Origin of the sequence: Flavobacterium ajazii (assembly GCF_010614725.1) — a bacterium.
GTDB lineage: Bacteria > Bacteroidota > Bacteroidia > Flavobacteriales > Flavobacteriaceae > Flavobacterium > Flavobacterium ajazii.
The window spans coordinates 236,514-263,133 of record NZ_JAAEHL010000007.1 but is presented as its reverse complement, the minus strand read 5'-3'; the positions used below and the strand labels follow the sequence as shown (position 1 = coordinate 263,133).

The following is a 26,620-nucleotide window of genomic DNA, read 5'->3' as shown; positions in this document are numbered from 1 at the left end:
AAAGAAAACTATGTATCTATGTGTTTGAAAGCATTATAAGAATAAAGCATTCGATTAAATCAAAGCTAATTGTGAAGAAAACCAAAATAATTATATGAAAATCAAATTCATATCGTTAAAATTATAATTTCTCAATTATTGATTATAATCGGTTAAAAAAACTATTTTTGGATTCTGTTAAAAAAAGATTGAAATGCATAAAAATCAGCACCTAATATTCTCTATCATATTTTTACTTTTCTTTGGATGGAACGTCAGTTCTCAGGAAAAAGCAAAGCATCCTAAAAACGAATTTAGAGGTGTCTGGATTGCAACGGTTGTCAATATCGACTGGCCTAAAACAGCCACAGACAAGGTTGAGAAAGAAAAGGCAGATTATATTGAAATTTTAGAAATATATAAAAAACTGAATTACAATGCTGTAATTGTTCAGATTAGAAGTGTTGGAGATGCTTTATATCCAACACAATTGGCGCCCTGGTCCCGTTTTTTAACAGGTAAAGAAGGTCAGGCTCCAAGTCCGTATTACGATACATTGGCCTGGATGATTGAAGAGGCACATAACAGAGGTTTTGAATTTCATGCCTGGATGAATCCGTACCGTGCTACTTTCGATTTAAATAAAAACCTTTTGAGTCCGACTCATGATGTATTCAAACACCCGGAATGGATGATCGAATACGGAGGAAAATTGTATTACGATCCTGCTTTGCCTGAAGTTCAGACACATTTGACGAAAGTGGTAAAAGAAGTAGTAGATAAATACGACATCGATGCGATACACTTTGATGATTATTTTTATCCGTATGCTGTTCCCGGAAAAGTTTTTAACGACACGGCATCCTACAAAAAATATGGAGCAGGTTTAAGCCTTGCCGATTGGCGTCGTGCAAATGTGAGCAACTTCGTTCACACTATTTCTACTACTATAAAAGCAAGCAAACCCTGGGTACAGTTCGGAATCAGTCCATTTGGGGTTTGGCGAAACAAATCAGTTGACCCGAGAGGCTCCGATACCCAGTCGATGTCAAATTATGACGATTTATACGCAGATCCGCTTTTATGGATGGACCAAAACTGGATTGATTATATCCTGCCTCAATTGTATTGGAGTATGAACAATCGTGTAGCTTCTTACTCGAAATTGGTGAAATGGTGGTCAGAGAATTCGAAAAAAACTGCTGTTTATATAGGTCACGCATCGTATAAAATTAGAGGTGACAGTGATAAGAGCTGGAATTTTGCCAGTGAAATCCCAACTCAGATTGATTTTGCCAGAAGCTTTAAAAATGTTTCCGGAAGTGCTTATTTCAGCGCCAAATGGTTTATGGATAAGAACTTTGATATTACGCGTCATTTAGAAGAGAATCAATATAAATACCCTGCTCTACCTGCTGCAGTTCCCAATTTAAAACGTGTAATTATCGATACTCCTTTTGTTAATGAATATGCAAAAGACAGTTTACGTTATACATTTAAGATTAAATCCCCGCTCAATACCAAAGTGAGATACATGGTAGTTTACGGAGCCGATCATATTTCGAGAATCGATATTAACGATGCCAGACAGATTGTTGAGAAGGTAAGGACAAACGAAAACGAAGGAACAATTTCTTTTTCTCTCCCTGCAGGAAAACTGAATCAGTATAAAGCCTGTGCGGTAACGTTTATCGACTATTTTGCAAACGAAAGTACCCCAACGATTATAGACTTAAAAAAGACATTTAAAACCTATTCACCAGCTCAGCCAAATGAAAACAGATAACAAACCGTGGTTTTGGATTCCGCTTCTAAACTTCGCTTCAGGATTGCCGTATGCCGTAATTATTTCAGTTTCGGTAATTATGTACAAAAACCTTGGAATCTCAAATGAAGATATTGGAGTTTATACCAGTTTGTTATACCTTCCATGGGTTATAAAACCATTATGGAGTCCATTTATCGAACTGACAGGGACCAAAAGGAAATGGTTTTTAGCAATGCAGTTATTGATTTCAATTGCGTTTTTGCTGGTCGGATTTACGATTCCGATAAACGGATTTTTTATGATGACCTTAGCTATATTCTGGGTTGCAGCGTTTGCTTCGGCTTCGAATGATATTGCCAGTGACGGTTTTTATTTATTGGTTTTACCAAAAGAACAACAGTCTTTTTTTCTCGGAATCAGAAGTACTTTTTACAGACTTTCGATGCTGGCCGGAAACGGATTAATTGTACTTTTTGCGGGTTATCTGGAACATAAATATGGTGACAATACAAAAGCATGGTCTTACACGATGATTGCTGTTGGGTTGTTAATGACTTTCATCACGATATACAATTTCATTTTTACGCCTAAAAACGAAATCAACGCTGCCGAAGATAAACAAGCGCATCATCATCAAAACTTCGGAACCATTTTTATTAGTTTTTTTAAGAAAAAGCAAATCGGATTAATTTTGGCTTTTATTCTGGTTTTCAGGCTGGGAGAATCGCAGTTGCTTAAAATGTTAAGCCCGTTTCTGCTTGATGGAAAAGAATTAGGCGGAATGGGGCTGGATACAGAAGCAGTTGGAATAATTTACGGAACATTTGGTGTTGGGGCATTAACTCTGGGAGGTATTTTGGGCGGAATTGCAATCTCTAAACAAGGTCTTACCAAGTGGATGTTTCCGATGTTTTTAGCAATGCATTTACCAATAATTGGTTTCATTTTATTAGCATTCTTCCACCCAGCATCAATTTATTACATTTATGCAGTAGTGATTTTAGAACAATTCGGTTATGGCTTTGGATTTACAGCTTTTATGATGTATTTAATTCACGTTGCCGAAGGGGAATCAAAAACAGCACATTATGCACTGGCAACCGGTTTTATGGCTATGGGAATGATGCTGCCGGGAATGTTGAGCGGATTTATACAACAATATTTGGGCTATCAAAACTTCTTTATATGGGTTTTCTTAGCTACAATTCCAGGTCTTATTTTATCACGTTTTTTAATTTTTCCGAAAGATTTCGGAAAAAAATCAGAAGAAGTTTAACCCCCAAATCAAACTTTACCTATGGAAATCAATGAAAATTTGCAGGCCGAACGCAACCTGAAAGGAACTGAGTTCGAAAAAACCGGAAATCTTGAAAAAGCAATTGAATTGTATGAAGAAAATGTAGCTGAAAGCTTTAAAGGAAATCATCCTTACGACAGATTGGCCAATATTTATAAAAACCAACTGGATCTGGAAAACGAAATTCGTGTTTTAGAAAAAGCAATTATTGTTTACGAAGAAATCACAATTGAAGACCGGTTAGAAGGACTTCCAAAACTCTTTCGCTTTAAAAACCGATTAGAAAAAGCTGTTGAAACCAAAAAACAATTGGCTAAACAGAAAAAAGCAAAGTTGAAATAAAAACATCCTTTTAAACACATAGAAACATAGTTTTTTGTGTAAAAAGAACAAAAAAAGAGAAACTCGTTTCTCAACACATAGCTATGTGTATTTAAATCAAGTGAAGCGCCTTTTCCAAGAACTAAATACTATGTTTCTATGTGTTAGAAAATTAAACGACACTAATCTAAATATTCTAAATCATGAGTATAAAGCGAACAAATTCAGATGATCCCGATTTTATAAAACTGGTAGCTTTATTAGATCAGGATTTAGCGATTAGAGACGGAGAAGATCATGCGTTTTACAATCAGTTTAATAAAATTGATAAAATAAAACATACGATCGTTTATTATGAAAACGGAGTTCCGGTTGGCTGTGGCGCTTTTCGCGAAAAAGTTCCAGGCACAACAGAAATCAAACGAATGTATGTGCATCCGGATCATAGAAAAAAAGGAATTGCTTCAGCCGTTTTAAAAGAACTCGAAATCTGGGCAAAAGAAGTAGGATATACTTATACCATTCTGGAAACCGGAAAAAACCAGCCCGAAGCCATCAACTTATATCAAAAATTACAATACACCATAATTCCGAATTATCCCCCTTACGAGGAAATAGATAATAGTGTCTGCATGAAAAAGACTTTATAATAATGAAAATCACAGCCGAAGCATTACGACAAAAAATAGGACAATTTTTCTTCCCAGCCGTATTCATCAACGATACAGAGGAAAATATTCAGGAAATGGAACGTCTTATAAAAGAACATAATATTGGCGGACTGACCTTTTTTCACAGTCGTGCGAGTGCTGCAACCAATTACGAAAGCAAGAAAAAAGTTGTTTTTAATGACGACAGCTACGAAAAAATTAAAGCACTGATTGCTCGTTATCAAAAAGCCGCTACTACGCCACTTTTAATCAGCATTGATGCAGAATGGGGTTTGGCTATGCGTATCGAAAAAACACCGCAATACCCTTATGCAATTACACTTGGCGCTTTACCAGAAAACAAATCCAACTTAGTCTATGAAGTTGGAAAACAAATTGGATTAGATTTAAAAGCGGCTGGAATTCAGTATAATTTATCGCCATTGGCAGATATCAACAACAATCCAAACAATCCTGTTATTGGTTATCGCTCTTTTGGTGAAAATAAACAAAAAGTAGCCAATTTTGCTGTTGAATATTTAAACGGAATGTCGGAAGTTGGCGTTTTAGGCTGTCTGAAGCATTTTCCAGGACACGGGAATACGAACGTCGATTCGCATTTAGGATTACCAGTTTTAAAGGAAACTCTGGAAGAATTGATGGAAAACGAATTATATCCTTTCATCAAAGGAATCGAAAACAATGTCGATTCAATTATGATTGGACATTTGGCCGTTCCGAGTTTAAATGACGGAAAAGATACCTCTGCAACGTTATCAAAAGCAGTTATTCAGGATTTATTGCGTGATAAATTAGGTTATGATGGTTTAGTAATTTCTGATGCTTTAAATATGCACAGCGTTTCTAAATTATACGAAACCAAAGGGCAATTAGAATGGGAAGCTTTCAACGCGGGAAATGATGTTTTATGTTTTGCCGAAAATGTGCCGGAAGGAATTGAAGCCATCTATAAAAATGCTTCACCGGACCGTATTTTCGAAAGTTATAACCGAATCATGAGAGCCAAAGAAAAAGTGGGAATTCTTTCTGGAAACACAACTATTTCTGGCGAATTAGATTTCGAAAGAACATCAAAATTAAACTTGGAAATTGCTCAAAATGCAATTACAACTATTATTGATAACTCAAGCACAGAATTAGCTTTTGAAGCTCAGAACAACAACAAATTAGCTAAACTGAGTTTATATAAAAATACCGAGAACACATTTTTCAAAACTTTAAATACAAAACTGCCTTCACCGGAATTTGCTTTTGAAAATTTAGAAGTTTCGGATATTTCATCCATTAAAAATGAATTAGAAAAATTTGAAACGATTTTGATTTCATTATTTGTTCCAAAAGCAAAACCTTTAAATAATTTCGAAATTGACAACGAAGTTTTAGACTTACTTTCAGATTTACTTGAATCTAAAAAATGCATCATTTACGTTTTTGGAAATCCGTATTCTTTGCCATTAATTCCGAATCTTAAAAAAGCCTCGGGACTGGTTGAAGCGTATCAGGATTTCGAAGAATTTCAAAAAACGGCAGGAATTCAATTTTTAGCAAAAAATACTTCAAATGGCGTTTTGCCAGTAAATATTGAAATTCAGTAAGTTAAAGCATAAAATAGTCAAAATTTATCAACTTATAAATATTAATAATCACATCTTATTGTGAAAACCTGCACTTGTGTCCTACTTTTGCACCAGAAATAAATATTTAACGTAAAACGAAAATTATGTCTTTAGTAGGAAAAAAATTCCCAAGTATTGCAGTAGATGCTATCTCTGAAATGGGTGACAATTTAAAAATCAACATTTTTGAAGAAGCAGTAAACAACAATAAAAAAGTACTTTTATTTTGGTACCCAAAAGATTTTACTTTTGTATGTCCAACAGAATTACACGCCTTTCAGGCTGCATTACCAGAATTTGAGAAAAGAAATACTATCGTAATTGGTGCTTCTTGTGATACAAACGAAGTTCACTTTGCTTGGTTAAATACTCCAAAAAACAATGGTGGAATCGAAGGTGTTACTTACCCAATCTTAGCTGATACAAACCGTAACTTAGCTAACATTTTAGGTATTCTTGATATCGAATCTACAAGCTACAGCGAAGATACTGATTCAGTTATCATCGAAGGTTCAAACGTAACTTACAGAGCTACTTACCTAATCGACGAGACTGGAAAAATCTTCCACGAAAGCGTAAACGATATGCCATTAGGACGTAACGTAAACGAATACTTAAGAATGGTTGATGCTTACACACACATCCAGACTAAAGGTGAAGTTTGTCCTGCAAACTGGGAAGCTGGTAAAGAAGCTATGTCTGCTGACAGAATCAGTACTGCTGAATACTTAAGCGCAAACTAATTCTTTTTTAAGGTTCTGAGGTTCTAAGATACTAAGGCGCTAAGCTTTTTTACTGAACTTTAAATCTTAAATAAAAATTCTACAATATAGTTATCGGGTTCTAAGATTAAAACTTAGAATCTTAGAACCTTGATGACTTTAGATCTCACAAAAATAATTTTAACGTTAAGTCATTTTATGGACTAAGGGCTAAAAAACTTAGAACCTTAGCGCCTCAGCGGCTTAGCACCTTAAAAACAAAAAACATGTTAATCGACTTAAACGAAGATACGTTAGCAGATTTAGTTGCTAAAAACGAAAAAGTAGTAGTACAATATTCAGCTTCATGGTGTGGAAATTGCCGTATTATGAAACCAAAATTCAAAAAATTAGCAACAGAAAATGAAGCTATCACTTTTGTTTTGGTTGATGCAGAAAATGCTCCTGAATCTAGAAAATTAGCTAATGTAAGCAACCTGCCAACATTCGCAACTTTCGTAAACGGACAATTAGTTGGCGAAACGCAGACTAACAAACAAGAAGTTTTAATCGATCTTGTAAACGCAATTGCTTAAATTTAGATCGTTAGACTGGCTTAGACTTTTAGACTTCTTATAAGTTGCCTAAATCTTTAAAAAAGTCTAAGAAGTCTAAGAATGTCTAAAAATCTAAGAAGTCTAAACTATGAAATTACCAGTAATAAAGCATTTAACGCAATTTATCGAAGAAAACGATCAGGATTATATTATAGAAACGATCGAAGTTCTGGAAGCGATGACCGAAATTCCGTCATTAAAAGACGAAGAATTAGATGTAATCGGCGAATTGATTTCCAACATGTACGGTGCTCTTGAAGTACAAAAGTTAGTTGCTCAGGGAACTGACAAAAAAGAAGCACTAAATACGTTCATGAAACGTGTATTAGGCTCAATCGATAAATAAATCGACCTCTTTTTCAAATAAAAAAAATATGACTGAAAAGCGTTTCGTTCTGCGAGGCGCTTTTTTAGATTACAGTATTAAGTCGCAGTTTTCACACAATATTTGTCAGGTTGAGCGGAGTCGAAGCCCCGCAAAGTAAATCGATAAAATCATAATCAATTGTCTAATTGCCAGATTATCTAATTATTTTGGGCGAGCCACCATCCCGATAAGAGGGCAGACTTTCTTTGTGTATATTCGCCCTCTTATCGGGATGCTGTCGGGCTGTCTGCGCTACTTCGGTAGCCAGCTCCCATCCCTCTCGCAGGCAAAAGGTTTCAATAGACGTTTTATAGTTATTGACAAAAAATTGTCAGGCTGAGCGGAGTCGAAGCCCGCCAAAGTAATTTCATAAAGATTAGTGACTTAAGTTTACTGTGCTGCTTACGTAAGCTTTGATTCCGCTCAGCCTGACAGACGGAATAAAACTAAAATTTATCCCGGGGCTTCGGGACTAAAATTTAAAATATTTAAATAAATTCGTGAATTCGTGGCTATCCAAAAATCACAATTTTCCTATCCCTAAACCCATAACAAATACTTTTAGATTCAAATATTAATCCTTACTTTTGAACCTCATTAATTTTAAACAAAAATCATGGCTTCAATAACTTTAGGAGGAAATCCTGTAAACACATCAGGTGAATTACCGGCAGTTGGATCACAATTAGCTGATTTCAATTTAGTACAAAACGATTTATCAGTTGCTTCTTTAAGTAACTTTGCTGGTAAAAAATTAGTTTTAAACATTTTCCCAAGTGTTGATACAGGAACTTGCGCTACATCTGTTAGAAAATTCAACGAAAGTGCAAGCGGATTAGAAAATACAACTGTTTTGTGTATTTCAAGAGATTTACCTTTCGCTCAAAAACGTTTTTGTGGAGCAGAAGGTTTAGAAAATGTTGTAAACTTATCAGATTTTCAGGAAGGTTCTTTCGGTAAAGCAAATGGTTTAGACATTGTTGACGGACCTTTAAAAGGCTTGCTTTCAAGAGCTATCATCGTAGTTGACGCTGACGGAAAAGTGCTTCATACAGAACAAGTTGCTGAAATTGCAAACGAACCAAATTACGAAGCAGCTTTAGCAGCATTATAATCCCATTAAATGGAATTTCAAAAAGACAATACATTTGTTAAGGGCCGACTTAAAAGCGTAACATACGCTTTTAAGGGAGCTGTTAAATTAATAAGTACCGAACATAGTGTTATGGTACAGTTTTCACTTGGAATACTAATGACCATTGCCGGTTTTTATTTCAATATTTCTCACGAGGAATGGCTTTTTCAGATCTTTGCAATTGGTCTTGTATTAAGTGTAGAAGGGTTGAATACAGCTGTAGAAAAAGTTGCCGATTTTATTCATCCAAGTTATCATGAAAAAATCGGATTCATTAAAGATATTGCTGCCGGAGCAGTATTTTTTGCCGCAATGACAGCAATAGCAATAGGCTTGATTATTTATATACCAAAATTTATATAGGCAAAACAGGATACGCAGGAATGGCAAAAACAAAAAAAGAAACTTCAGATAAAAAAAGCGGGCCAAAAGATGAATCTAAAAAATCTTGGAAGTTATCCAAACAGCAAAAAATTGTTTTTGGCTGTCTTTTGGTGTTGTTTTCTATTGCATTATTAGTAGCATTTATTTCCTTTTATGTTAACGGACAATGGCAGGCTGACCAAAGTGCAGTCAGTCATTTAGATGACCGCTCGGAGGTGGTACAGAACTGGCTGGGGAAATTCGGGGCCTATCTTGCTGACTTGATTGTATATAAAGGTTTCGGAATTGCTTCGTTCGTCTTTGTACGTTTGTTTTTCCTAACCGGAATGTTTTTGGCATTGGAACTTTCTGTTACAAAACTAAAAAACACCTGGTTTTGGGATTTGTTTGCCGTTATAATCGTGTCTGTTTTATTTGGCTTTTTTGCCACTTCAGCTCCGGAATTAGGAGGCGTAATTGGCTACGAACTCAATCTTTTTCTGCAGGATTATATCGGAAAAACGGGGACTTTACTAACATTGGTTTTTGGATTAATCGTTTACCTGATTTTCAAAATCAAAGTATCACCGGAAAAAATCCAGTCTTATTTTGATTCTGCTAAAAATGAGTTAAAATCAGAATTAAATGCTGTTAAACCAACTCAGCCGGAACAGCCTGAAAGTGCTTATAATTTAGAGGAATTTGCTATTGAGGAAGAAGAAGATCCTGAATTAGACAATATACACCTTAAAACGGTTGATAGCCAATTCGAAATCAATAAAGAAGCTTTAAAACCGACTATCTCTCATGCATCAGAACTTGATTTAAATCCAGTTTTAAAGCCGGTTGAAATGAATATTAATCCGGTTACAGAAACACCGTTTCATCATAACGAAGAATTTGTTATAGAAAAAGCGGAAGAAGAAGATATTATTGAAGAAAATTTGGCATCACGTTTAGTTGCAGATTTCGGATTATTTGATCCGACTTTGGATTTATCCAATTATAAATTCCCGACGATTGATTTATTAAAAGAATATTCGACAGGAGGAATTACAATCAATCAGGAAGAATTAGAAGAAAATAAAAATAAAATTGTAGACACACTTCGTAACTACAAAATTGAAATAGCACAAATTAAAGCTACCGTTGGACCATCGGTAACTTTATATGAAATTGTTCCAGAAGCCGGAATCAGGATTTCTAAAATTAAAAGTTTAGAAGATGATATCGCATTGTCTTTATCAGCTTTAGGAATTCGTATTATTGCGCCAATTCCTGGAAAAGGTACTATCGGTATTGAGGTTCCGAATAAAAACCCAACAATGGTTTCTATGAAAAGTGTTATCGGAGCTGCGAAGTTCCAGGAAGCTGAAATGGAACTGCCAATTGCATTAGGAAAAACCATTTCAAACGAAACTTTCGTGGTTGATTTAGCCAAAATGCCGCACTTACTGATGGCGGGGGCAACTGGACAGGGAAAATCTGTAGGGTTAAATGCGGTTTTAACTTCGCTTTTATATAAAAAACATCCTGCAGAAGTAAAATTCGTTTTGGTTGACCCTAAAAAAGTAGAACTTACGCTTTTTAATAAAATTGAAAGACATTATTTAGCCAAACTTCCTGATACAGAAGATGCTATTATTACGGATAATGCAAAAGTGGTTAATACCTTAAATTCGCTTTGTACCGAAATGGACAATCGTTATTCTTTATTGAAAGATGCGATGGTTCGTAATATTAAGGAATACAACGAAAAATTCAAGTCAAGAAAATTAAATCCGGAAGCCGGTCATAGGTTTTTGCCATACATCGTTTTGGTGGTGGATGAGTTTGCTGATTTAATTATGACTGCCGGAAAAGAAGTTGAAATTCCGATTGCCCGTCTGGCTCAGTTGGCGCGTGCGATTGGTATTCACTTAATTATTGCTACGCAAAGGCCTTCGGTAAATGTAATTACCGGTTTGATTAAGGCCAATTTCCCGGCCAGAATTGCCTTTAGGGTAACTTCAAAGATTGACTCCAGAACTATTTTGGATACTCAGGGAGCAGATCAGTTAATAGGTAGGGGAGATTTGTTGTATTCAAACGGGAATGATGTAATTCGTGTTCAGTGTGCTTTTATTGATACGCCTGAGGTTGAAAAAATTACTGATTTTATAGGTTCACAAAAAGCATATGCCACGGCTTATCTGCTTCCGGAGTTTGTCGGAGAAGAAACTGGCATTAATCTTGATATGGATATTTCCGAAAGAGATACTTTATTTAGAGAGGCTGCCGAGATAATTGTAAATGCACAGCAGGGCTCAGCTTCTTTATTGCAAAGAAAGTTAAAATTAGGTTACAACAGGGCTGGCCGTTTAATTGATCAGCTCGAAGCAGCCGGAATTGTTGGGGCTTTTGAAGGAAGTAAAGCCCGAACTGTTAATATATCTGATTTAAGTGCTCTTGACCAATTTTTTAATAATGAACAAAATTAAAACCATCATGAAAACAAAATTTCAAGAAATCAAAAACAATTCTATCGCAAAAATGAGTAAAAAGTGTCTTAAAATGACAGTTTTACTTTTTTTGAGCTTTAATGTTATTCAGGCTCAGGATAAGAAAGCTAAAGATTTATTGAACGAGGTTACGGCCAAGATTAAAAGTTATGACAACATTTCGATTGATTTTAAATATTCGTTGAATAACGCCAAAGAAAATATCAATCAGGACAGTAAGGGAAATGTGGTAATGAAAGGGAATCAGTATGTGTTGAATTTCATGGGAGTTACTAAAATATTTGACGGGCAAAAAACATATACTATTGTTCCCGAAGATGAGGAAGTTACGATTTCTAAAGTAAACGAGAAAGACGATAACGCTGTTACGCCTTCAAAAATGCTTACTTTTTTCAATTCCGGATACAAATACAATATGGATATTGTTCAGAATGTTAAGGGAAGAAAAATTCAGTACATCAAATTAGTGCCAACCAGTGGAAAGGATCAAAGAAAAGAAATTCTTTTAGGTGTAGATGTTCAGACAAAACACATTTATAACTTGATTGAAACTGGAAAAAACGGAACAAAAACGACTTTAACCGTTAATTCTTTTAAAACCAATCAGCCTTTATCAAAAAATCAATTTACCTTTGTAGCGAGTAAATATCCAAAATACTACATCAATAAATTAGATTAATTACGAGGTTGAAAATTTTAGACAAATATTTATTAAAAACATTTCTGATTACATTTACTACGGTATTTGTAATCCTTTTTTTTATATTCATACTGCAGACAGTCTGGCTTTTTATTTCTGAACTGGCCGGAAAAGACCTGGATTTGATACTGGTTGTAAAATTCCTTCTTTTTTCAATGCCTAGGATCATTCCGCTTGTACTGCCTTTGTCGGTTTTGCTGGCTTCCATAATGACTTTTGGTAATCTGGCAGAGAACTATGAGTTTGCAGCAATGAAATCTTCAGGAATTTCCCTGCAGAGAGCGATGAGAATTTTGGTTATTTTCATCTTTGTATTAAGTATTGTTGCTTTTTGGTTTTCCAATAACGTAATTCCGTATGCGGAATATAAATTTATAAATTTCCGGAAGAATATTGCTCAGGCCAAACCGGCAATGGCGATTGCCGAAGGTCAGTTTAATGATGTAGGGTTTTATAATATCAAGGTTAACAAAAAATCAGGCGAAAACGGCAACCTTTTAACAGGTGTGACCATACATGAGAAACCCACAAATATGGGGGAAAGCAAGACAGTTATAAAAGCGAAGAATGGAGAATTGATAAGCAGTGAAAAGTCGAGTATTTTAAAATTGGTGCTTAATGACGGTTATTATTATCAGGATGTTACTCCAAAAAAATACGAAGACAGAGCCAAATTGCCTTTTGTAAAAGGGGCATTTAAAAAGCAAATCATCAATATTGATTTGTCAGAATTGAATAAAGTAGATACTGAAAATGAAAATATTAACAGTACAAGTACTATGTTGAATGTTAGTGAGTTGCGATACACACTGGATTCATTAAATAAAAACAGGGATAATGAAGTGGTTTCCTTTACTGAAAATATAAACCAAAGAGTAGGGTTGTCAAAACCGGTTCTGACTTCAAATGCTAAAAAGAAAAAGCCGCTTCCAGATAATCTTTTATCACTTTATGATAATAAGCAGAAGAAAGGGATTTTAGATATGGCCAGCAGTAATTTGACAAGTACCATTTATTCCATTGAGTCAACTCAAAAAGAATTAAAAGACAAACAGCGTGACATCAATAAACATCTTACATCACTTTATGAAAAGTTTGTAATTGCTTTTGCCTGTTTTTTAATGTTTTTTATCGGTGCCCCGCTAGGAGCTATTATCAGAAAAGGAGGTCTTGGTTTGCCAATTGTATTTGCGGTATTGATTTTTATTACCTTTCATTTCATTAATACATTCGGTAAAAGACTTTCACAGGAAGGAGGGATGACCCCGTTTTTAGGAGCCTGGATGTCTTCGTTTATATTGTCTCCTTTGGCAATTCTATTGACTTATCGTGCTACCAATGATAACGGATTGGTCAATTTTGATGCAATAACAACACCTATTCAACAAGTATTTCAAAAAATTTCCGGGCGATTTTCCAACGCTCAAAAACAATAAATAATTATGTCAACAAAAATACAACTGAACACCATTGAGGAAGCTATAGAAGATATTCGTCAGGGTAAAGTAATCATTGTAGTAGATGATGAGGATCGCGAAAATGAAGGCGATTTTTTGGCAGCAGCCGAAAAAACAACTCCTGAAATGATCAATTTTATGGCTACACACGGCCGTGGGTTAATTTGTACGCCTCTTACAGAAAGTCGTTGCAAGGAACTTGATTTACGTGCCATGGTAACAAATAATACAGATCATATGGAAACGGCTTTTACGGTTTCTGTTGATTTAAAAGGCAAAGGGGTTAGTACAGGAATTTCCGCTGCTGATCGTTCAAGAACAGTATTGTCATTGATAGATGCAAATACGAAACCGCATGAATTGGCACGTCCGGGACATATTTTTCCTCTAATTGCAAAGCAGGGAGGTGTATTAAGAAGAACAGGTCATACAGAAGCAGCTATTGATTTTGCAAGACTTGCAGGGTTTAAACCGGCAGGGGTAATTTGCGAAATCCTGAATGAAGACGGAACAATGGCGCGTTTACCGCAATTGGTAGAAGTGGCTAAAAGATTCAATCTGAAATTAGTTTCGATTGAAGATTTGGTAGCTTATAGAATGCAGCACGACAGTCTGATTGTTAAAAAAGAAGACTTTGATATCGAAACCCGTTTTGGGACATTCAGGTTAAGAGCTTATGAGCAGACTACAAATAAACAAATTCATATTGCTTTAACTAAAGGAACCTGGAATTTAGGAGAATCTATTTTAACACGTATCCATTCTTCGCAGGTCAATAACGATTTATTGGGAACTTTGACCAATAATGTCGATCAGCAGCTGGATGATATGTTTAAAATTATTAATGAAGAAGGAAAAGGAGCGGTTGTTTTCATCAATCAGGATATGACAGCTGTTAATCTTTTAAACAGAATTTCAGAATTAAAAGCATTACAGGCTGAAGGAACAATGAAAGCGCCAAAAGTAGTTATTGATACCAAAGATTACGGAATCGGAGCTCAGATTTTGCACGATCTTGATATTTCAAAAATAAAATTAGTTTCAAATACCCAGCAGACAAAACGTGTCGGAATGATCGGTTACGGATTGGAAATTACAGAATACGTAAATTATTAATATGGGGACTTTAGAGGAAAGAATCATAAAGTCTGAAACTCGTATTTTCAAAGCCGTTTTTCCAAGTACTACAAATCATTATGATACATTATTTGGAGGAACGGCCCTTCATCTCATGGATGAAGTCGCTTTTATTTGTGCTACACGTTTCAGCCGAAAAAAAGTAGTGACCATTTCAACAGGTCAGATTGATTTTAAAAAAGCAATTCCGGCAGGGACTTTAATCGAATTAGTAGCAAAAGTGGATAGTGTCGGAAGGACCAGTTGTAAAATTCATGTCGATATTTTTATGGAGCAAATGTATTCTGAATTACGTGAAACGGTAGTTTCAGGAACTTTTTCGTTTGTAGCAGTAGACGAAAATAAAAAACCAACGCCGATTTTAGACGATTTAGAATAATTTTTTTTAAATTTTCTTTTTCGGAAACACTGATAATTAAGTACTTGAAAATAGATTAAAAAAAGTACTGAAAAAGTTTTTGAGAACCGAAAAAGCATCTTATATTTGCACTCGCAATCACAAAAGGATTGCGACATACTGGAGAAATGGCAGAGCGGTCGAATGCGGCAGTCTTGAAAACTGTTGACTGTAACAGGTCCGGGGGTTCGAATCCCTCTTTCTCCGCAAGACTTCAAACCCTTTAACTTTTTGTTAAAGGGTTTCTTTTTTTTATAATAGCAGTATATTATTTTCCAAAAAATTTTTTACAATCAAAAAAACATTCTATATTTGCACCCGCAATCAGACAATGATAGCGACATACTGGAGAAATGGCAGAGCGGTCGAATGCGGCAGTCTTGAAAACTGTTGACTGTAACAGGTCCGGGGGTTCGAATCCCTCTTTCTCCGCTGAAAAAAATCCTAAATGGTGTCAAAACCCCGAAAATCTTATGATTTTCGGGGTTTTTTGCTTTTGCTGATATACCAAATTATTCAAGAAATCTTATCGCTAAAGGGACTAAATCGAGACCCTAGAAAAAACTAGAAATCTAGGGTCTCGCTAAAATCCTTTAACCCTTGCAAACACTGGGTTCAAAGATGAATTAAATAGCTAGTTCACTCATTAAACATCTTGTTTGGCTTGGATTGAGAATTTAAATTGATAAATAATTAATCAGTCAGTAAAATGAAAGCGAAAGTAAACCTGCATTTCTATGCAAAATCTTCAAAGGCTAATGCCAAAGGGCAATTTCCAATTTATGTCCGTCTAACTGTAAATGGTATCAGAACAGAATTCAGTACTAAAAAATTTATAGAACCTAACCGATGGCTATCTGAAGCGTGTAAAATGAAAGGCACTACAGAGGAAGCCCGTTCAATAAATGGTTATCTTGATGTAATAAAATCTAAAGTATTAGATATTCAAATGGAACTAATTCATAAGAATCAAGAATTGAATATTGATAACTTTAAAGAATTGCTTTTTGGCTCTGATGAAAAACAGCGCATGCTTGTCCCTATCTTTCAAGACCATAACAACAAAATAAAAGAGTTAGTAGGCAAAGAATATGCTCCAGGAACGTTAGAGCGTTATACTACTTCTTTAAAGCATACAATTGAGTTTTTGGAATGGAAATACAATATCTCAGATATTGAGATTTCTAAAATAAACCATGCTTTCATTACCGATTACGAATTCTATTTAAGAAGCGTTAGAAACTGCTCTAATAATACCGCTGTAAAATACATCAAGAACTTCAGTAAAATAATCAAGATTTGTTTGGCTAATGATTGGCTGGAAAAAAATCCCTTTGCAAACTATAAGGCAAAAGTTAAAGAGGTTGAGCGTGTTTATTTAACTGAAGAAGAGGTTCAGAATATTATAGAAAAAGATTTAAAGAATGATAGGCTTTCTCTTGTTCGTGATATATTCCTTTTTAGCTGTTTTACTGGACTGGCGTATATTGATGTCAAAAACTTGACAAAATCTCATATAAGTATTGGAATTGATGGAGAAAAATGGATTTTCACACACCGTCAAAAAACTGAAAGTGCTTCAAAAATTCCAATTTTACCAGTTACTCAAATGATAATTGATAAATATGAGAATCATCCTCAATGTGTCGGAGAAGAAAAATTACTCCCTATTCTTTCTAATCAAAAGATGAATGCTTATTTAAAAGAAATTGCAGGTATCTGTAAAATTGAAAAAGAATTAACTTTCCACATTGCTCGACATACATTCGCTACGACTGTAACGCTTACAAATGGCGTTCCAATTGAAAGTGTTAGCAAAATGCTTGGACATAAGAATTTGAGAACTACCCAACATTATGCTAAAGTGTTGGATAGAAAAGTGAGTGAGGATATGAAAATATTAAAAAACAAATTTATTTTATCAGACACTAAAGGATTGCTTGTGAAATTATGCTAGATTATCTATTTTTTTAATTTTTATATCCTCATATATAGCTACAACAAAAATAGATTTAAATACATTTTTCAATTAGATAACTAAGATCTTTGAATTTCAAAATTCAAATTATTAAAAATGAAGAAAGCATTTTCACCAGAAGAGTTTAGAACCTTATGTCTACAATATCATTGTAGAAGTAAATTTAGAAGCTGTGTTATCATTATTTGAAGATGATGCAGTAGTTGCACTTGAAGAAGGAAAGTGTTATTACGTGGTAAAGAACAAATGCGACCTTTTTATGAGCAAGTTATTGCCAGTAAACCTAAATTTGAAAATTTACAAATAGGCCTAAAATAATTAATGATAACATTGCACTAACATCAACGAAAGTTTCAGGAATTATGGTAACAGTAGAAGTTTCAAAGAAACAGACTGATGGCAGTTGGCTATGGATAATTGATTAACCAATTATTGCAATTGAACCATAAAATATTATTTTGCAATATTGAAATTTTAAAAGCCTCTTACTATTTACGGTTAAGAGGCTTTTAAATTATTCCGAATTTAGATACAATAAAAGTAGATTGAGCTACTTCAACGTCATTTAAGGTTAAGACCTTTGTAGTATAATTTTAATAAAAATGAATATACTACAAATTAAGTCAAGCCTAAATGGCAAAAAATCATCAAGCACAAAATTGTCTGATGTTATCGTAGAGGAAATACGAAAAAAATATCCTACTGGTATTTTAACGGTTAGAGACCTTGCAATTGACATTCTGCCTCACTTTTCTGACCAGCACTTTGGGGCGTTTTCCAATAGTCAGGAAATAGATGCTCTAATAAAAGAGGATATTATCAAAATTTCTGACAAACTTATTGATGAAATCCAACAAGCAGATTTTATTGTAATTGCAGTCCCTATCTATAATCTAACTATCCCATCAATCTTAAAATCTTGGATTGATTTAATAGTTAGAGCTCAAAAAACTTTTCGATATACAGCCGAAGGTCCTGTTGGATTGCTTTCGGGCAAGAAAGTTTACTTATCAATTTCATCAGGCGGTATTTATTCACAAGGTCCAAGAAAATCCCACGATTTTACCGAGCCATATCTAAAAACTATTTTAGGTTTTATTGGTCTTTCTGATATTACAACATTTAGAGTCGAGGGTTTATCAATTCCGGGCATTAGTGAAACAGCATTTTCAAATGCAGTGCAAAGTATTCATATAAGTTAACCAATTTTCTAATTAATAAATAAATTTAAAAAAAATGAGTAAAAAAATTTTAACAGGATTATATATCCTAACAGGTCTAATGTTAGCCAATTCTGGCTTCAATAAGTTTTTCCATTATATGCCACTGCCTCAAATGTCCGAAGAACTAACTAAAGCATTTGGTTCAATAATGAGTGTGAAATGGATTTTACCTTTAACAGGTATAGTTGAAATTATTGGCGGTGTACTTTTAGTATTTCCTAAATCAAGAGCTTTAGGAGCCATTGTTCTATTGCCTGTTTTAGTTGGTATTGTTTGCCATCACTTGGCTTATGATGCTGTTGGCGGTATGGTAGCGTATATATTATTTGCTGTAGTAGTTTGGGCTATAGTAACCAATGCGGATAAATACAAACCAATGATTAAGTAATAATTTAAAAAAGAAATTATGAAAGTAAATAGAATACAGTTTAGCAACTATGGAAGTGCATCAGAAATGTACATAGGCGAGTATGGACTACCACAGTTAAAAGCAGATGAAGTACAAATAAGTGTAAAAGCAGCAGCTATTAACCCATTGGATTGGAAACAACGGAGAGGAGATATGAAACTAATTATGGGAAAAAAATTTCCCAAAGGAATAGGAAATGATTTTGCAGGTATTGTTGAAGCCGTAGGTGCTAATGTGCAAAATATTAAAGTAGGTGATGAAGTTTTTGGCACTATGGATGTAAAAAAACCTGGAGCATTTGCTTCAAAACTGATTACTCAATCAAAATTTATTGCAAAAAAGCCAACTAATATTTCATTTTCAGAGGCATCTTGTTTGCCAATTGGTGCAACTGTAGCTTGGGCAGCATTGTTTTTAAAAACTAAAGTACATAAAAATACAAGAGTGCTCATAAATGGTTGTACTGGTGCTGTTGGCTCATTGGCAGTACAGTTAGCAAAAGAAAAGGGAGCTTGGGTAGCAGGTACTTGTTCAAAAACTGAAACTGAAGAAGCAAAAAAAATAGGTGTAGATAAAATATTTGATTACAACGAGCCAAATTATTGGAAAAAGTCAGAGCTATTTGATGTGGTGTTTGACACAGCAGGTTTAATGAAACAAACAGACGGCTTTTCAATGTTAAAACCAAATGGCAAATTTGTGGATATAAATCCTACACCTAAATCAATGCTTACTGGCTTATTTAAGCCCAAATATAAATTTACCTTTGCCACAGCAGGTATGAAACACCTTGCTGATATTGCCGAACTTGTTGAAAAAGGCAAATTAAAACCAAGAATAGGCAAAGAAATAAATTTTGAAAATACCATTGATGAGCTTATAAAAATTGAAAATGGCAAAGGCGTAAAAGGTAGAACTGTAATAGTTTTTTAAATTTGCATTATGAGTAATACAAAAATTCATCACATTAAAAGCATAACTGAATTACACCGTTTTTGTAATTTAGAAAAACCCAAGCATCCCCTTGTAAGTGTTATTGATTATTCAAAAGTTAATATACCAGCAGGGACTGGTAGTATTATCTGTGATTGCTATTCCATTGCTATAAAAAAGGGGGTGAATTTCAATTTTAAATATGGCCAGCAGGTTTACGATTTTGATGAAGGTGTAATGATTTTTACAGCACCCAAGCAAGTTATTAAACTTGAAAGTAAAGAATCAGATGATGAAAATAGAGAAGGATGGATTTTATACATCCATCCTGATTTTCTTTGGAACACACCTTTAACCAAAGCCATAAAGCAATATGAATATTTTAATTACTCTGTAAATGAAGCATTATTTCTTTCTGAAAAGGAAGAAATGTTGATTAATTCATTAGTTAAAAATATTGACGAAGAGTATCGTACCAATATTGACAAATTCACTCAAGGAATTATTATTTCTCATATTGAATCGCTTTTGAATTATTCCGAAAGATTTTATCAAAGACAATTCATCACAAGAAAGATCTCAAATCACAAAATCCTTGACCAATTAGAAATTTTACTGAATAAATATTTTGATAGTGAAGAAATATTGACCAAAGGGCTTCCTAAAGTAGAATACCTTGCCGAAAACTTGAAAATCTCACAAAGTTATTTAAGTGGGTTATTAAAAAATCTTACTGGTAAAAGTACCCAACACCATATACAAGACAAGGTCATTGAAAAAGCAAAAGAAAAGCTATCAACCACTGACTTAACAGTAAGCGAAATTGCGTATGAATTAGGATTTGAATTTCCTCAATCTTTCAATAAATTTTTTAAATCTAAAACTAATCTTTCACCGTTAGAGTTTAGAGAAACATTTAACTGATTTTATGGAAAAAGAAAGTTTTGAGGTAAAGTGTGATGATGGCACTATTTTAAAAGGTTTAATTGTGAAACCTCAAAATCCCAAAGCTGTTATTCAATTTAATTGTGGTACAGGTATTAGGAAAGAATTTTACTTTCCTTTTGTTAATTTTCTTGTTGAAAATAATTATTTATGTTGCCTTTGGGATTATAGAGGAATTGGAGAATCCAAACTAATGGATTTAAAATTAGTGAATTTTTCTTATTCCGATTATGGATTAAAAGATATGACTGCTATAAAAAAATACTTAGAAACAAGATTTATCATGTTACCTTTTTTTATTGTGGGACATAGTGTTGGTGGTCAACAAATTGGTTTTATCCAGAGTTTGGAAAATATAAAAGGAGTTGTAAATTTTGCTGTTTCTTCGGGTTATTATTCATACATGCCCTTAAAATATAGAATCAAGGCATATTTCTTTTTTTATTTATTTTCTCCAATAAGTATTTTTTTTACAGGATATGTAAAAGCAAAATCTTTTGGATTTATGGAGGACTTACCAAAAAACGTTGTATATGAATGGAGAAATTGGCTAGAAAAAAAAGATTACTTTTTTGATAAGAAATTTAATGGGAAATCAGTTTTTACAGAAAATTTCAAAAGAATTAAATTTCCAATTCATGTTTTTTTAACTACAGATGATGAGATTTCTACGAGAAAAAATGTGACTAATTTTTGGAGAAACATTATTAGTGATGAAGAGATTGTTTACACAATTTTTAATCCAAATCAAATCGGTGTAGATCAAATTGGTCATTTTGGCTTTTTCAAAAAGAATATGAAAAACTCTGTTTGGATTGAAGTATTAAATAGATTGAACGAAATGCTTTTGATAGATGAAAAATAAAATACACAAAATCATCAATGAAAATTGTATTGAGATTTTAACTGTTATAATAGTAATTATTGCATTTTACTTTATATACTCTGCTTATAATAATCTATATTTTTTTAGTTATTTTGAATAATAAAGTTCTTAACAAGTTAGTTGAACTTAATGAGCAATTAAATTTTATTGATTTAGAAATCGACAATCAAATCAAAAAATGTGAAAATGCAATTGACATGATTTTAAAATCAATAAATACAATTAAAAAAAATATTTCTAAAAGTTCTTTTAAAACAGATACAGAAGAAATTCTTTTTTTCAAAGAAATAAAACCCCAATTCACTTCAAAGCTTATTTATTTTAATATGATTTATAAGATTGAAATGAAAAGACCTAATGGAGGAAATAGAATTTTGAAAAAATATTACCATAACGAGCTTTTAAAGTTAAAGTCATTCTTCGACAACGAATTAGAATTCTATCAGTATTACAGATCAGGAAGCACTTACCTTGATTATAAATACTTTCAAAGAGGTAAGTTTGACATTAAACTTGCGCTTGATAATTATTATTTTGAAACCGACATAACGTTTAGTACTTCACATGACTTTAAAGTAGCCCAAATTCTAGCAAACGACTTAATTCAATTATACTTAGAAAATCAATTAGTTATGATTGAAAATAAAGATAGTGGTGAAAAATCACAACGCAAACCGAACATCAAATTGATGTGGACAGGCTCAAAAGTAGCATTGATTGAATTATTGTATGCATTGCATTCAGAAGGAGTTTTTAATAATGGTGCTTTAGATTTAAAAGATATTGCCGAGTATTTCGAACACATTTTTGAGGTTGATTTAGGGCAGTATCGTCGTGCATTCCTTGAAATAAGAGCTAGAAAGAGCGAAAGAACAAAATTCATTACATCTTTAAATGAAACTCTTTTAAAAAGAATGGACAATGCAGATGATATAGTTTAATTAAAATTCGTTCACAGCATAATCTCCGTTGTGAAATAAAACAATTCAAATACTACAAATTTGTTCCATAACAATCTAAAATATACGTTATGGCAATCGAAGTAATTACACGTGAAGACTTAAACGAATTCAGAAGTCTTCTTTTGAATGATTTAAAACAAATCATTCAACCTCAATCTCAACAAATAAAGCAATGGCTCAAATCCAATGAAGTTAGAAAGTTGCTTAACATTTCCCCAGGAACACTACAGAACCTTCGAATCAATGGTACACTTACTTTTACCAAGATTGGAGGTATAATGTATTACAACTATTCAGATATTGAAAAAGTTCTGAACGGTAATACACAAAAAAAGGTCACAGCTCTTTTCAAGTAATGTAATCTTAGCGAATGAATTACATTAAGCACTTGACAGGTTTTTTCAATTGCATTTCCAATGAAGAAATCATTTACCCAACTCACATTAGTTTGTATTTGGCATTGTTTCAAAGCTGGAATGTAAATCGGTTTAAAAACCCGATTACAATTTCTAGGGATGAAATGATGAAAGCCAGTAGAATTGCTTCAAAGGCAACCTATCACAAGTGTATTAAGGAATTGCAATTGCTCGGTTTTATAGAATACTTACCGTCCTATAATCCTTATCACGGCACAGAAGTAATAATGCATAATCTTTCTGATGGGAAAAAGCCTCAAAGTAGTTCAATGAATGGACTAACAAAACCAATAAGTGAACAAGCTAATGGTCAGGTTACTGAACAGGCTATTGAACCGCATATATATAATAATAAACAAACATTTAAAAACAATAAAAACATATCTATTGAAAGCAATTTAGAAAGTTCAATTGAAGAAGATTTTTTAGAAATTGATGAAAAAGAAAAAAAAAGTTCCGCGAAAAAAAAAGAAAGTCCGAGTTTGGATTTGGTGAAGGATTATTTCAAATATCAAGATTATCCTGAGCTTGAAGCAGAGCGATTTTTTAATTATTATACGAGTAATGGTTGGCTAATTGGTGGAAAAACCAAAATGAAGGACTGGAATGCAGCTGCTAGAAACTGGATGCTCACGACTTCTAAATTTTCAATCAATTCACCGCAAATTAAAGAACATTCAAAGGCCAATAATTTACACATCCAAGAAGACAAAGACTATGCAGAACCATTGTAAGAGAATCAACTATGAATTTACAATACAACTATCCGGAAATTCTAGCTTGGTTGGAAGAGAAAGGTAAACAAGACTATGGAGAAAAGTTTCATTTTGCTCAACAGGACACACTTAACATCATTAAGCTTATAGCTTACTTTTTGAAGGATGAAACAAAAACGAATGAGTTTGGTATCGATTTAACGAAAGGAATTTTATTATCAGGGCCTGTAGGTTGTGGTAAAACAACTTTAATGACTTTGATGAAATATGTTGCCAAACAAAACAACAGATTTTACCTGAAGACTTGCAGAGATATAAGTTTTGAATTTATCAAAGATGGATATGAAATAATACACCGCTACAGTCGTGGAAGTTATTCTCAAACGGAGTATAAGAATTATTGTTTCGATGATTTAGGAGTTGAGCAAAACTTAAAATATTATGGCAATGAGTGTAACGTAATGGCTGAAATCATCCTTTCGAGATATGATCTATTTATTACAAGAAAAGTACAAACGCATTTAACAACCAACCTCTCGGCTTCAGAAATAGAAACAGCTTATGGTAATCGAATCAGGTCAAGATTAAGAGGGATGCTGAACCTTATTGCATTTGATAAAAATACAGTAGACAAACGCTAACAAAAAAAATATGAAAATTACATTAAAGAAAATCAAGAAAATTGATCTTGAGATAATACAATCTGAATTGCTAAAATTCATCCGAAACAAGGTTGATAATATTCATCATTGCAAGGATTATGAAAAGTATTGCAATGATATAATTGTCATTGACACCCTGCAAAGTATGTTCTACATTTTTAGAACAAAAATTGAAAGCAAAAAAGTAGATTCAAATATAAGCTTAACACCAACACAATCAGTTATTCTACTCTACTGTTGCCAATGGGAAAGAAAAGAACGAACGCAAGAACAGGGAATAGTAATGCAATCGATTTCTGATATAATTTACGAAAGACTTGTCAATATTTAAACCAAAAATTATGAAAGTAAAAAACCGCTTAAAAATAGTTTGCCTGAATTTATTGGCACTAGTGATATGTTTTTCAATCATTATAACCGCTCCATTGCAATTTTTAGATTTTATCTTCAAAGGTAAAAACAGAATCCTGAAGTATCTGGAGGATAAGGTTTTCAGAATCTTATTCAGAATAAATGATTTGAGAAAAGAAATTTAACCTGCAAAGTAGCTACAAATGAGTAAAAAAAATAAAAAACCGCTTCCGCATTCTGTAACCAAAGCAGAACTGATTGCAATGTATTGCAATCAGTTCAGTGAAACTAAAATTAGAAATCAAATTAATGAAATCCTAAAGGAAAAGAACATTTCCAAAGACACAAAAATAATTCCCCATTTGGAGTTCATGGAGTTTGTGGAAACTTATGGATTGCCAAAAGGATATTATCTTGATGACTAATATTTATGCTTCAATAAATAGCTTTCTATTTCCACATCATCAAAAATGTTTTCTTCGATAACCATTTGTTTAAAAATGTCAACTTGAATTTCTGTATCAAGCTCGACTACATTCATTGATTGTGCATTTTGAATATAAAAATACCACCCAACCTTATCAACTTTGTTTTGATAGTCAAACATTAATTTTGCAAGCTCCAATTCAGCTGGCGATGCTTTTAATAGATCAGCCCATTTATCAAAGTTTGCAATTTTTGCAATGACATGCTGAGCATTCATAAGACTGAAATTGTCTTCATCAATGTCAAAGTCCGCAATAATCATTTCTATATCAAAATACTTTGATGTGTATTCGTATAGAAAAGCAGTAGTGGTTTTGTCCAAAACAGGACTTTTTGTTTTAAAATCTTTGTGTAGATTTTTTGCTTGAAGTTTGAAGTAATCAATAGGTATCATAATATAAATCCTTTTATTTCAAAGATTATTATCCTGAGTTTTGCGTTCGTATACTATTGTCGGATAATAAGCCTTGAAGGTTTATATTATCTAGTTATTGGTTGATAAAATCTTTGCACGAACGAGCAGGCATACCAAAAACACCTGAGACAAATATAATAATTTAATTCAAATTATTCATTCCTTATCTAATTTTTCCATTTGTTTAAAAGCAATTGGTTCACTATAACATTGCAATAGAATTGCAATGATACCTGATAATACTTTTGAATACCTGAAAAACCGTTTCAATACTTCACTATACCTCGCCATACTTCAAGACGAGTTTTTTTTATTTCAAAAATTTGCTCATGAAAGTTATGAAATGAAAATGACTAAAGATGAAATCAACTTAATTCTAAAGCGAAGGATAAAAAGTGGCGATGAGTTTAATCATCTAATCGAAAAGCCCAAAGGACAAAAGGTAAAACTCAAAAAAGGAGATACGTTTTATTCGGTTTCGATGATGAAAGTGTGGATAGAAACTTTCTACAAGCAGGTGGCTAAATTATCACAAATCCTAAAAGGAAAAACGATTCAGGAGACCTGCGATAAGATTCATTATTTCTTGTATTACGATATCCAGTATCAAGCTGATGGGATAACACAGAATTTAAGAAGCCCTGCTAACAGTTGGTTTAACCGGAGAGAAGGAATTGATTGTAAAAGCTATTCGATTTTCGCCAGTTCTGTCTTAATGAATTTAGGAATCAAGCATTACATCAGGCAAATAAAACAGCCAAAATTTAATCCAAAGCAATTCACCCATGTTTATGTGGTTGTGCCTTTTAATCAAATAAGCGGAAAGTTAGATAAAGGTCATTGCATTATTGATGGCACAATACAGAGTAATAAAGAACCAAGTTATACGGATAAAAAAGATGTTTTTATGGATCAGAAATTACCACACATAGGATTGAATTGCCCTGCTCCCAAAAAGAGCGGTTGGTATGTAACCAAAAAACCCTGCAAAAAAGCTTATGAGTTATATGATTTTGCTAGAAGTGCTGAACAAGCAAAGAATATGCTAGAATCATTAGGTAATGATGCAATTGCTCATAAATCAACAAGTGAAGGCGGTGCTTATAATATCTATGTCAAAAGCAATAGTATTTATGGCAGTAAAAGAGGACTTAAAGGTGTAGTAAAAAAGACAACTGAATCCCGTAGAAGATTTCCATTTTAAATAATTT

At 33.4% G+C, this 26,620-nt stretch carries 30 protein-coding genes and 2 tRNA genes; 31 read left to right on the top strand and 1 reads right to left on the bottom strand.

Features of this window, described 5'->3' with window-relative positions:
• The first annotated feature begins 193 nt into the window (after window positions 1-193).
• The 30 genes from GWR14_RS14640 (at window position 194) to GWR14_RS14495 (ending at window position 24,933) form a co-directional block, all read left to right on the top strand.
• Window positions 194-1,765, top strand: coding sequence for a glycoside hydrolase family 10 protein (locus GWR14_RS14640; RefSeq protein ID WP_163409817.1), 1,572 nt, complete (start codon window positions 194-196; stop codon window positions 1,763-1,765).
• On the top strand, window positions 1,752-3,023 hold the full coding sequence (locus GWR14_RS14635; protein ID WP_163409816.1) for an MFS transporter: 1,272 nt from the start codon (window positions 1,752-1,754) through the stop codon (window positions 3,021-3,023). Before GWR14_RS14640 ends, GWR14_RS14635 begins: the two co-directional genes overlap by 14 nt.
• 21 nt (window positions 3,024-3,044) lie before the next feature.
• Entirely contained in the window at window positions 3,045-3,386 is a 342-nt protein-coding gene (locus GWR14_RS14630; RefSeq protein WP_163409815.1) for a hypothetical protein, read from the top strand.
• A 182-nt stretch (window positions 3,387-3,568) separates the two neighbouring features.
• Window positions 3,569-4,015 carry a GNAT family N-acetyltransferase gene (locus GWR14_RS14625; RefSeq protein ID WP_163409814.1) on the top strand — a complete coding sequence of 149 codons (447 nt, stop codon included), beginning with the start codon at window positions 3,569-3,571 and terminating at the stop codon, window positions 4,013-4,015.
• 2 nt (window positions 4,016-4,017) lie between these two features.
• Window positions 4,018-5,631 carry a glycoside hydrolase family 3 protein gene (locus tag GWR14_RS14620; RefSeq protein ID WP_163409813.1) on the top strand — a complete coding sequence of 538 codons (1,614 nt, stop codon included), beginning with the start codon at window positions 4,018-4,020 and terminating at the stop codon, window positions 5,629-5,631.
• Window positions 5,632-5,756: 125 nt separating this feature from the next.
• On the top strand, window positions 5,757-6,395 hold the full coding sequence (locus tag GWR14_RS14615; RefSeq protein WP_012024184.1) for a peroxiredoxin: 639 nt from the start codon (window positions 5,757-5,759) through the stop codon (window positions 6,393-6,395).
• A 245-nt stretch (window positions 6,396-6,640) separates the two neighbouring features.
• Window positions 6,641-6,949: a thioredoxin family protein gene (locus GWR14_RS14610; RefSeq protein WP_031453681.1), complete on the top strand. Its 309-nt coding sequence runs from the start codon at window positions 6,641-6,643 to the stop codon at window positions 6,947-6,949.
• Window positions 6,950-7,058: 109 nt separating this feature from the next.
• Window positions 7,059-7,316, top strand: a complete 258-nt coding sequence (locus GWR14_RS14605) for a DUF6952 family protein (RefSeq protein ID WP_008462029.1) — start codon at window positions 7,059-7,061, stop codon at window positions 7,314-7,316.
• Window positions 7,317-7,953: 637 nt separating this feature from the next.
• Window positions 7,954-8,451 carry a thiol peroxidase gene (tpx, locus tag GWR14_RS14600; protein WP_163409812.1) on the top strand — a complete coding sequence of 166 codons (498 nt, stop codon included), beginning with the start codon at window positions 7,954-7,956 and terminating at the stop codon, window positions 8,449-8,451.
• Between the two features lie 9 nt (window positions 8,452-8,460).
• Window positions 8,461-8,835 carry a diacylglycerol kinase gene (locus GWR14_RS14595; protein ID WP_163409811.1) on the top strand — a complete coding sequence of 125 codons (375 nt, stop codon included), beginning with the start codon at window positions 8,461-8,463 and terminating at the stop codon, window positions 8,833-8,835.
• Between the two features lie 20 nt (window positions 8,836-8,855).
• Window positions 8,856-11,315, top strand: coding sequence for a DNA translocase FtsK (locus GWR14_RS14590; RefSeq protein ID WP_163409810.1), 2,460 nt, complete (start codon window positions 8,856-8,858; stop codon window positions 11,313-11,315).
• A 7-nt stretch (window positions 11,316-11,322) separates the two neighbouring features.
• A complete protein-coding gene (locus tag GWR14_RS14585; RefSeq protein ID WP_163409809.1) occupies window positions 11,323-12,015 on the top strand; it encodes a LolA family protein in 693 nt (230 codons plus the stop codon).
• An 8-nt stretch (window positions 12,016-12,023) separates the two neighbouring features.
• A complete protein-coding gene (locus GWR14_RS14580; RefSeq protein WP_163409808.1) occupies window positions 12,024-13,472 on the top strand; it encodes an LptF/LptG family permease in 1,449 nt (482 codons plus the stop codon).
• 6 nt (window positions 13,473-13,478) lie between these two features.
• Window positions 13,479-14,609: a 3,4-dihydroxy-2-butanone-4-phosphate synthase gene (gene ribB / locus GWR14_RS14575; protein WP_163409807.1), complete on the top strand. Its 1,131-nt coding sequence runs from the start codon at window positions 13,479-13,481 to the stop codon at window positions 14,607-14,609.
• A 1-nt stretch (window position 14,610) separates the two neighbouring features.
• Complete coding sequence (locus tag GWR14_RS14570; protein ID WP_163395959.1) at window positions 14,611-15,009, top strand: acyl-CoA thioesterase; 399 nt, start codon at window positions 14,611-14,613, stop codon at window positions 15,007-15,009.
• Between the two features lie 140 nt (window positions 15,010-15,149).
• Window positions 15,150-15,234, top strand: a tRNA-Ser gene (locus GWR14_RS14565).
• A gap of 140 nt (window positions 15,235-15,374) precedes the next feature.
• A tRNA-Ser gene (locus tag GWR14_RS14560) sits at window positions 15,375-15,459 on the top strand.
• 277 nt (window positions 15,460-15,736) lie between these two features.
• Window positions 15,737-16,984 carry a site-specific integrase gene (locus tag GWR14_RS14555; RefSeq protein WP_163409806.1) on the top strand — a complete coding sequence of 416 codons (1,248 nt, stop codon included), beginning with the start codon at window positions 15,737-15,739 and terminating at the stop codon, window positions 16,982-16,984.
• Between the two features lie 623 nt (window positions 16,985-17,607).
• Window positions 17,608-18,207, top strand: coding sequence for an FMN-dependent NADH-azoreductase (locus GWR14_RS14550; protein WP_163409805.1), 600 nt, complete (start codon window positions 17,608-17,610; stop codon window positions 18,205-18,207).
• A gap of 34 nt (window positions 18,208-18,241) precedes the next feature.
• A complete protein-coding gene (locus tag GWR14_RS14545; protein WP_163409804.1) occupies window positions 18,242-18,616 on the top strand; it encodes a DoxX family protein in 375 nt (124 codons plus the stop codon).
• Window positions 18,617-18,634: 18 nt separating this feature from the next.
• On the top strand, window positions 18,635-19,570 hold the full coding sequence (locus GWR14_RS14540; protein ID WP_223150974.1) for an NADP-dependent oxidoreductase: 936 nt from the start codon (window positions 18,635-18,637) through the stop codon (window positions 19,568-19,570).
• A 9-nt stretch (window positions 19,571-19,579) separates the two neighbouring features.
• Complete coding sequence (locus GWR14_RS14535) at window positions 19,580-20,494, top strand: helix-turn-helix domain-containing protein (protein ID WP_163409803.1); 915 nt, start codon at window positions 19,580-19,582, stop codon at window positions 20,492-20,494.
• 4 nt (window positions 20,495-20,498) lie between these two features.
• On the top strand, window positions 20,499-21,380 hold the full coding sequence (locus tag GWR14_RS14530; RefSeq protein WP_163409802.1) for an alpha/beta hydrolase family protein: 882 nt from the start codon (window positions 20,499-20,501) through the stop codon (window positions 21,378-21,380).
• Between the two features lie 218 nt (window positions 21,381-21,598).
• Window positions 21,599-22,342: an RteC domain-containing protein gene (locus GWR14_RS14525; protein ID WP_317165161.1), complete on the top strand. Its 744-nt coding sequence runs from the start codon at window positions 21,599-21,601 to the stop codon at window positions 22,340-22,342.
• Window positions 22,343-22,431: 89 nt separating this feature from the next.
• Window positions 22,432-22,719 (top strand): helix-turn-helix domain-containing protein, encoded by a 288-nt coding sequence (locus GWR14_RS14520; RefSeq protein ID WP_163409800.1) that lies wholly within the window; start codon window positions 22,432-22,434, stop codon window positions 22,717-22,719.
• Window positions 22,720-22,733: 14 nt separating this feature from the next.
• A complete protein-coding gene (locus GWR14_RS14515) occupies window positions 22,734-23,513 on the top strand; it encodes a transcriptional regulator (RefSeq protein ID WP_163409799.1) in 780 nt (259 codons plus the stop codon).
• An 11-nt stretch (window positions 23,514-23,524) separates the two neighbouring features.
• Window positions 23,525-24,136 carry an ATP-binding protein gene (locus GWR14_RS14510; protein WP_163409798.1) on the top strand — a complete coding sequence of 204 codons (612 nt, stop codon included), beginning with the start codon at window positions 23,525-23,527 and terminating at the stop codon, window positions 24,134-24,136.
• A gap of 10 nt (window positions 24,137-24,146) precedes the next feature.
• Window positions 24,147-24,488 carry a hypothetical protein gene (locus GWR14_RS14505; protein WP_163409797.1) on the top strand — a complete coding sequence of 114 codons (342 nt, stop codon included), beginning with the start codon at window positions 24,147-24,149 and terminating at the stop codon, window positions 24,486-24,488.
• Between the two features lie 10 nt (window positions 24,489-24,498).
• Entirely contained in the window at window positions 24,499-24,693 is a 195-nt protein-coding gene (locus GWR14_RS14500) for a hypothetical protein (protein WP_163409796.1), read from the top strand.
• 18 nt (window positions 24,694-24,711) lie between these two features.
• A complete protein-coding gene (locus tag GWR14_RS14495; protein WP_163409795.1) occupies window positions 24,712-24,933 on the top strand; it encodes a hypothetical protein in 222 nt (73 codons plus the stop codon).
• Here the strand turns inward: GWR14_RS14495 and GWR14_RS14490 are convergent.
• A complete protein-coding gene (locus GWR14_RS14490; protein ID WP_163409794.1) occupies window positions 24,930-25,388 on the bottom strand; it encodes a hypothetical protein in 459 nt (152 codons plus the stop codon). The two genes, GWR14_RS14495 and GWR14_RS14490, sit on opposite strands and share 4 nt — an antisense overlap.
• Window positions 25,389-25,635: 247 nt before the next feature.
• Here GWR14_RS14490 and GWR14_RS14485 point away from each other — a divergent pair, with 247 nt between their 5' ends.
• Window positions 25,636-26,613, top strand: a complete 978-nt coding sequence (locus GWR14_RS14485) for a transglutaminase-like domain-containing protein (RefSeq protein ID WP_163409793.1) — start codon at window positions 25,636-25,638, stop codon at window positions 26,611-26,613.
• The last annotated feature ends 7 nt before the right edge of the window (window positions 26,614-26,620 follow it).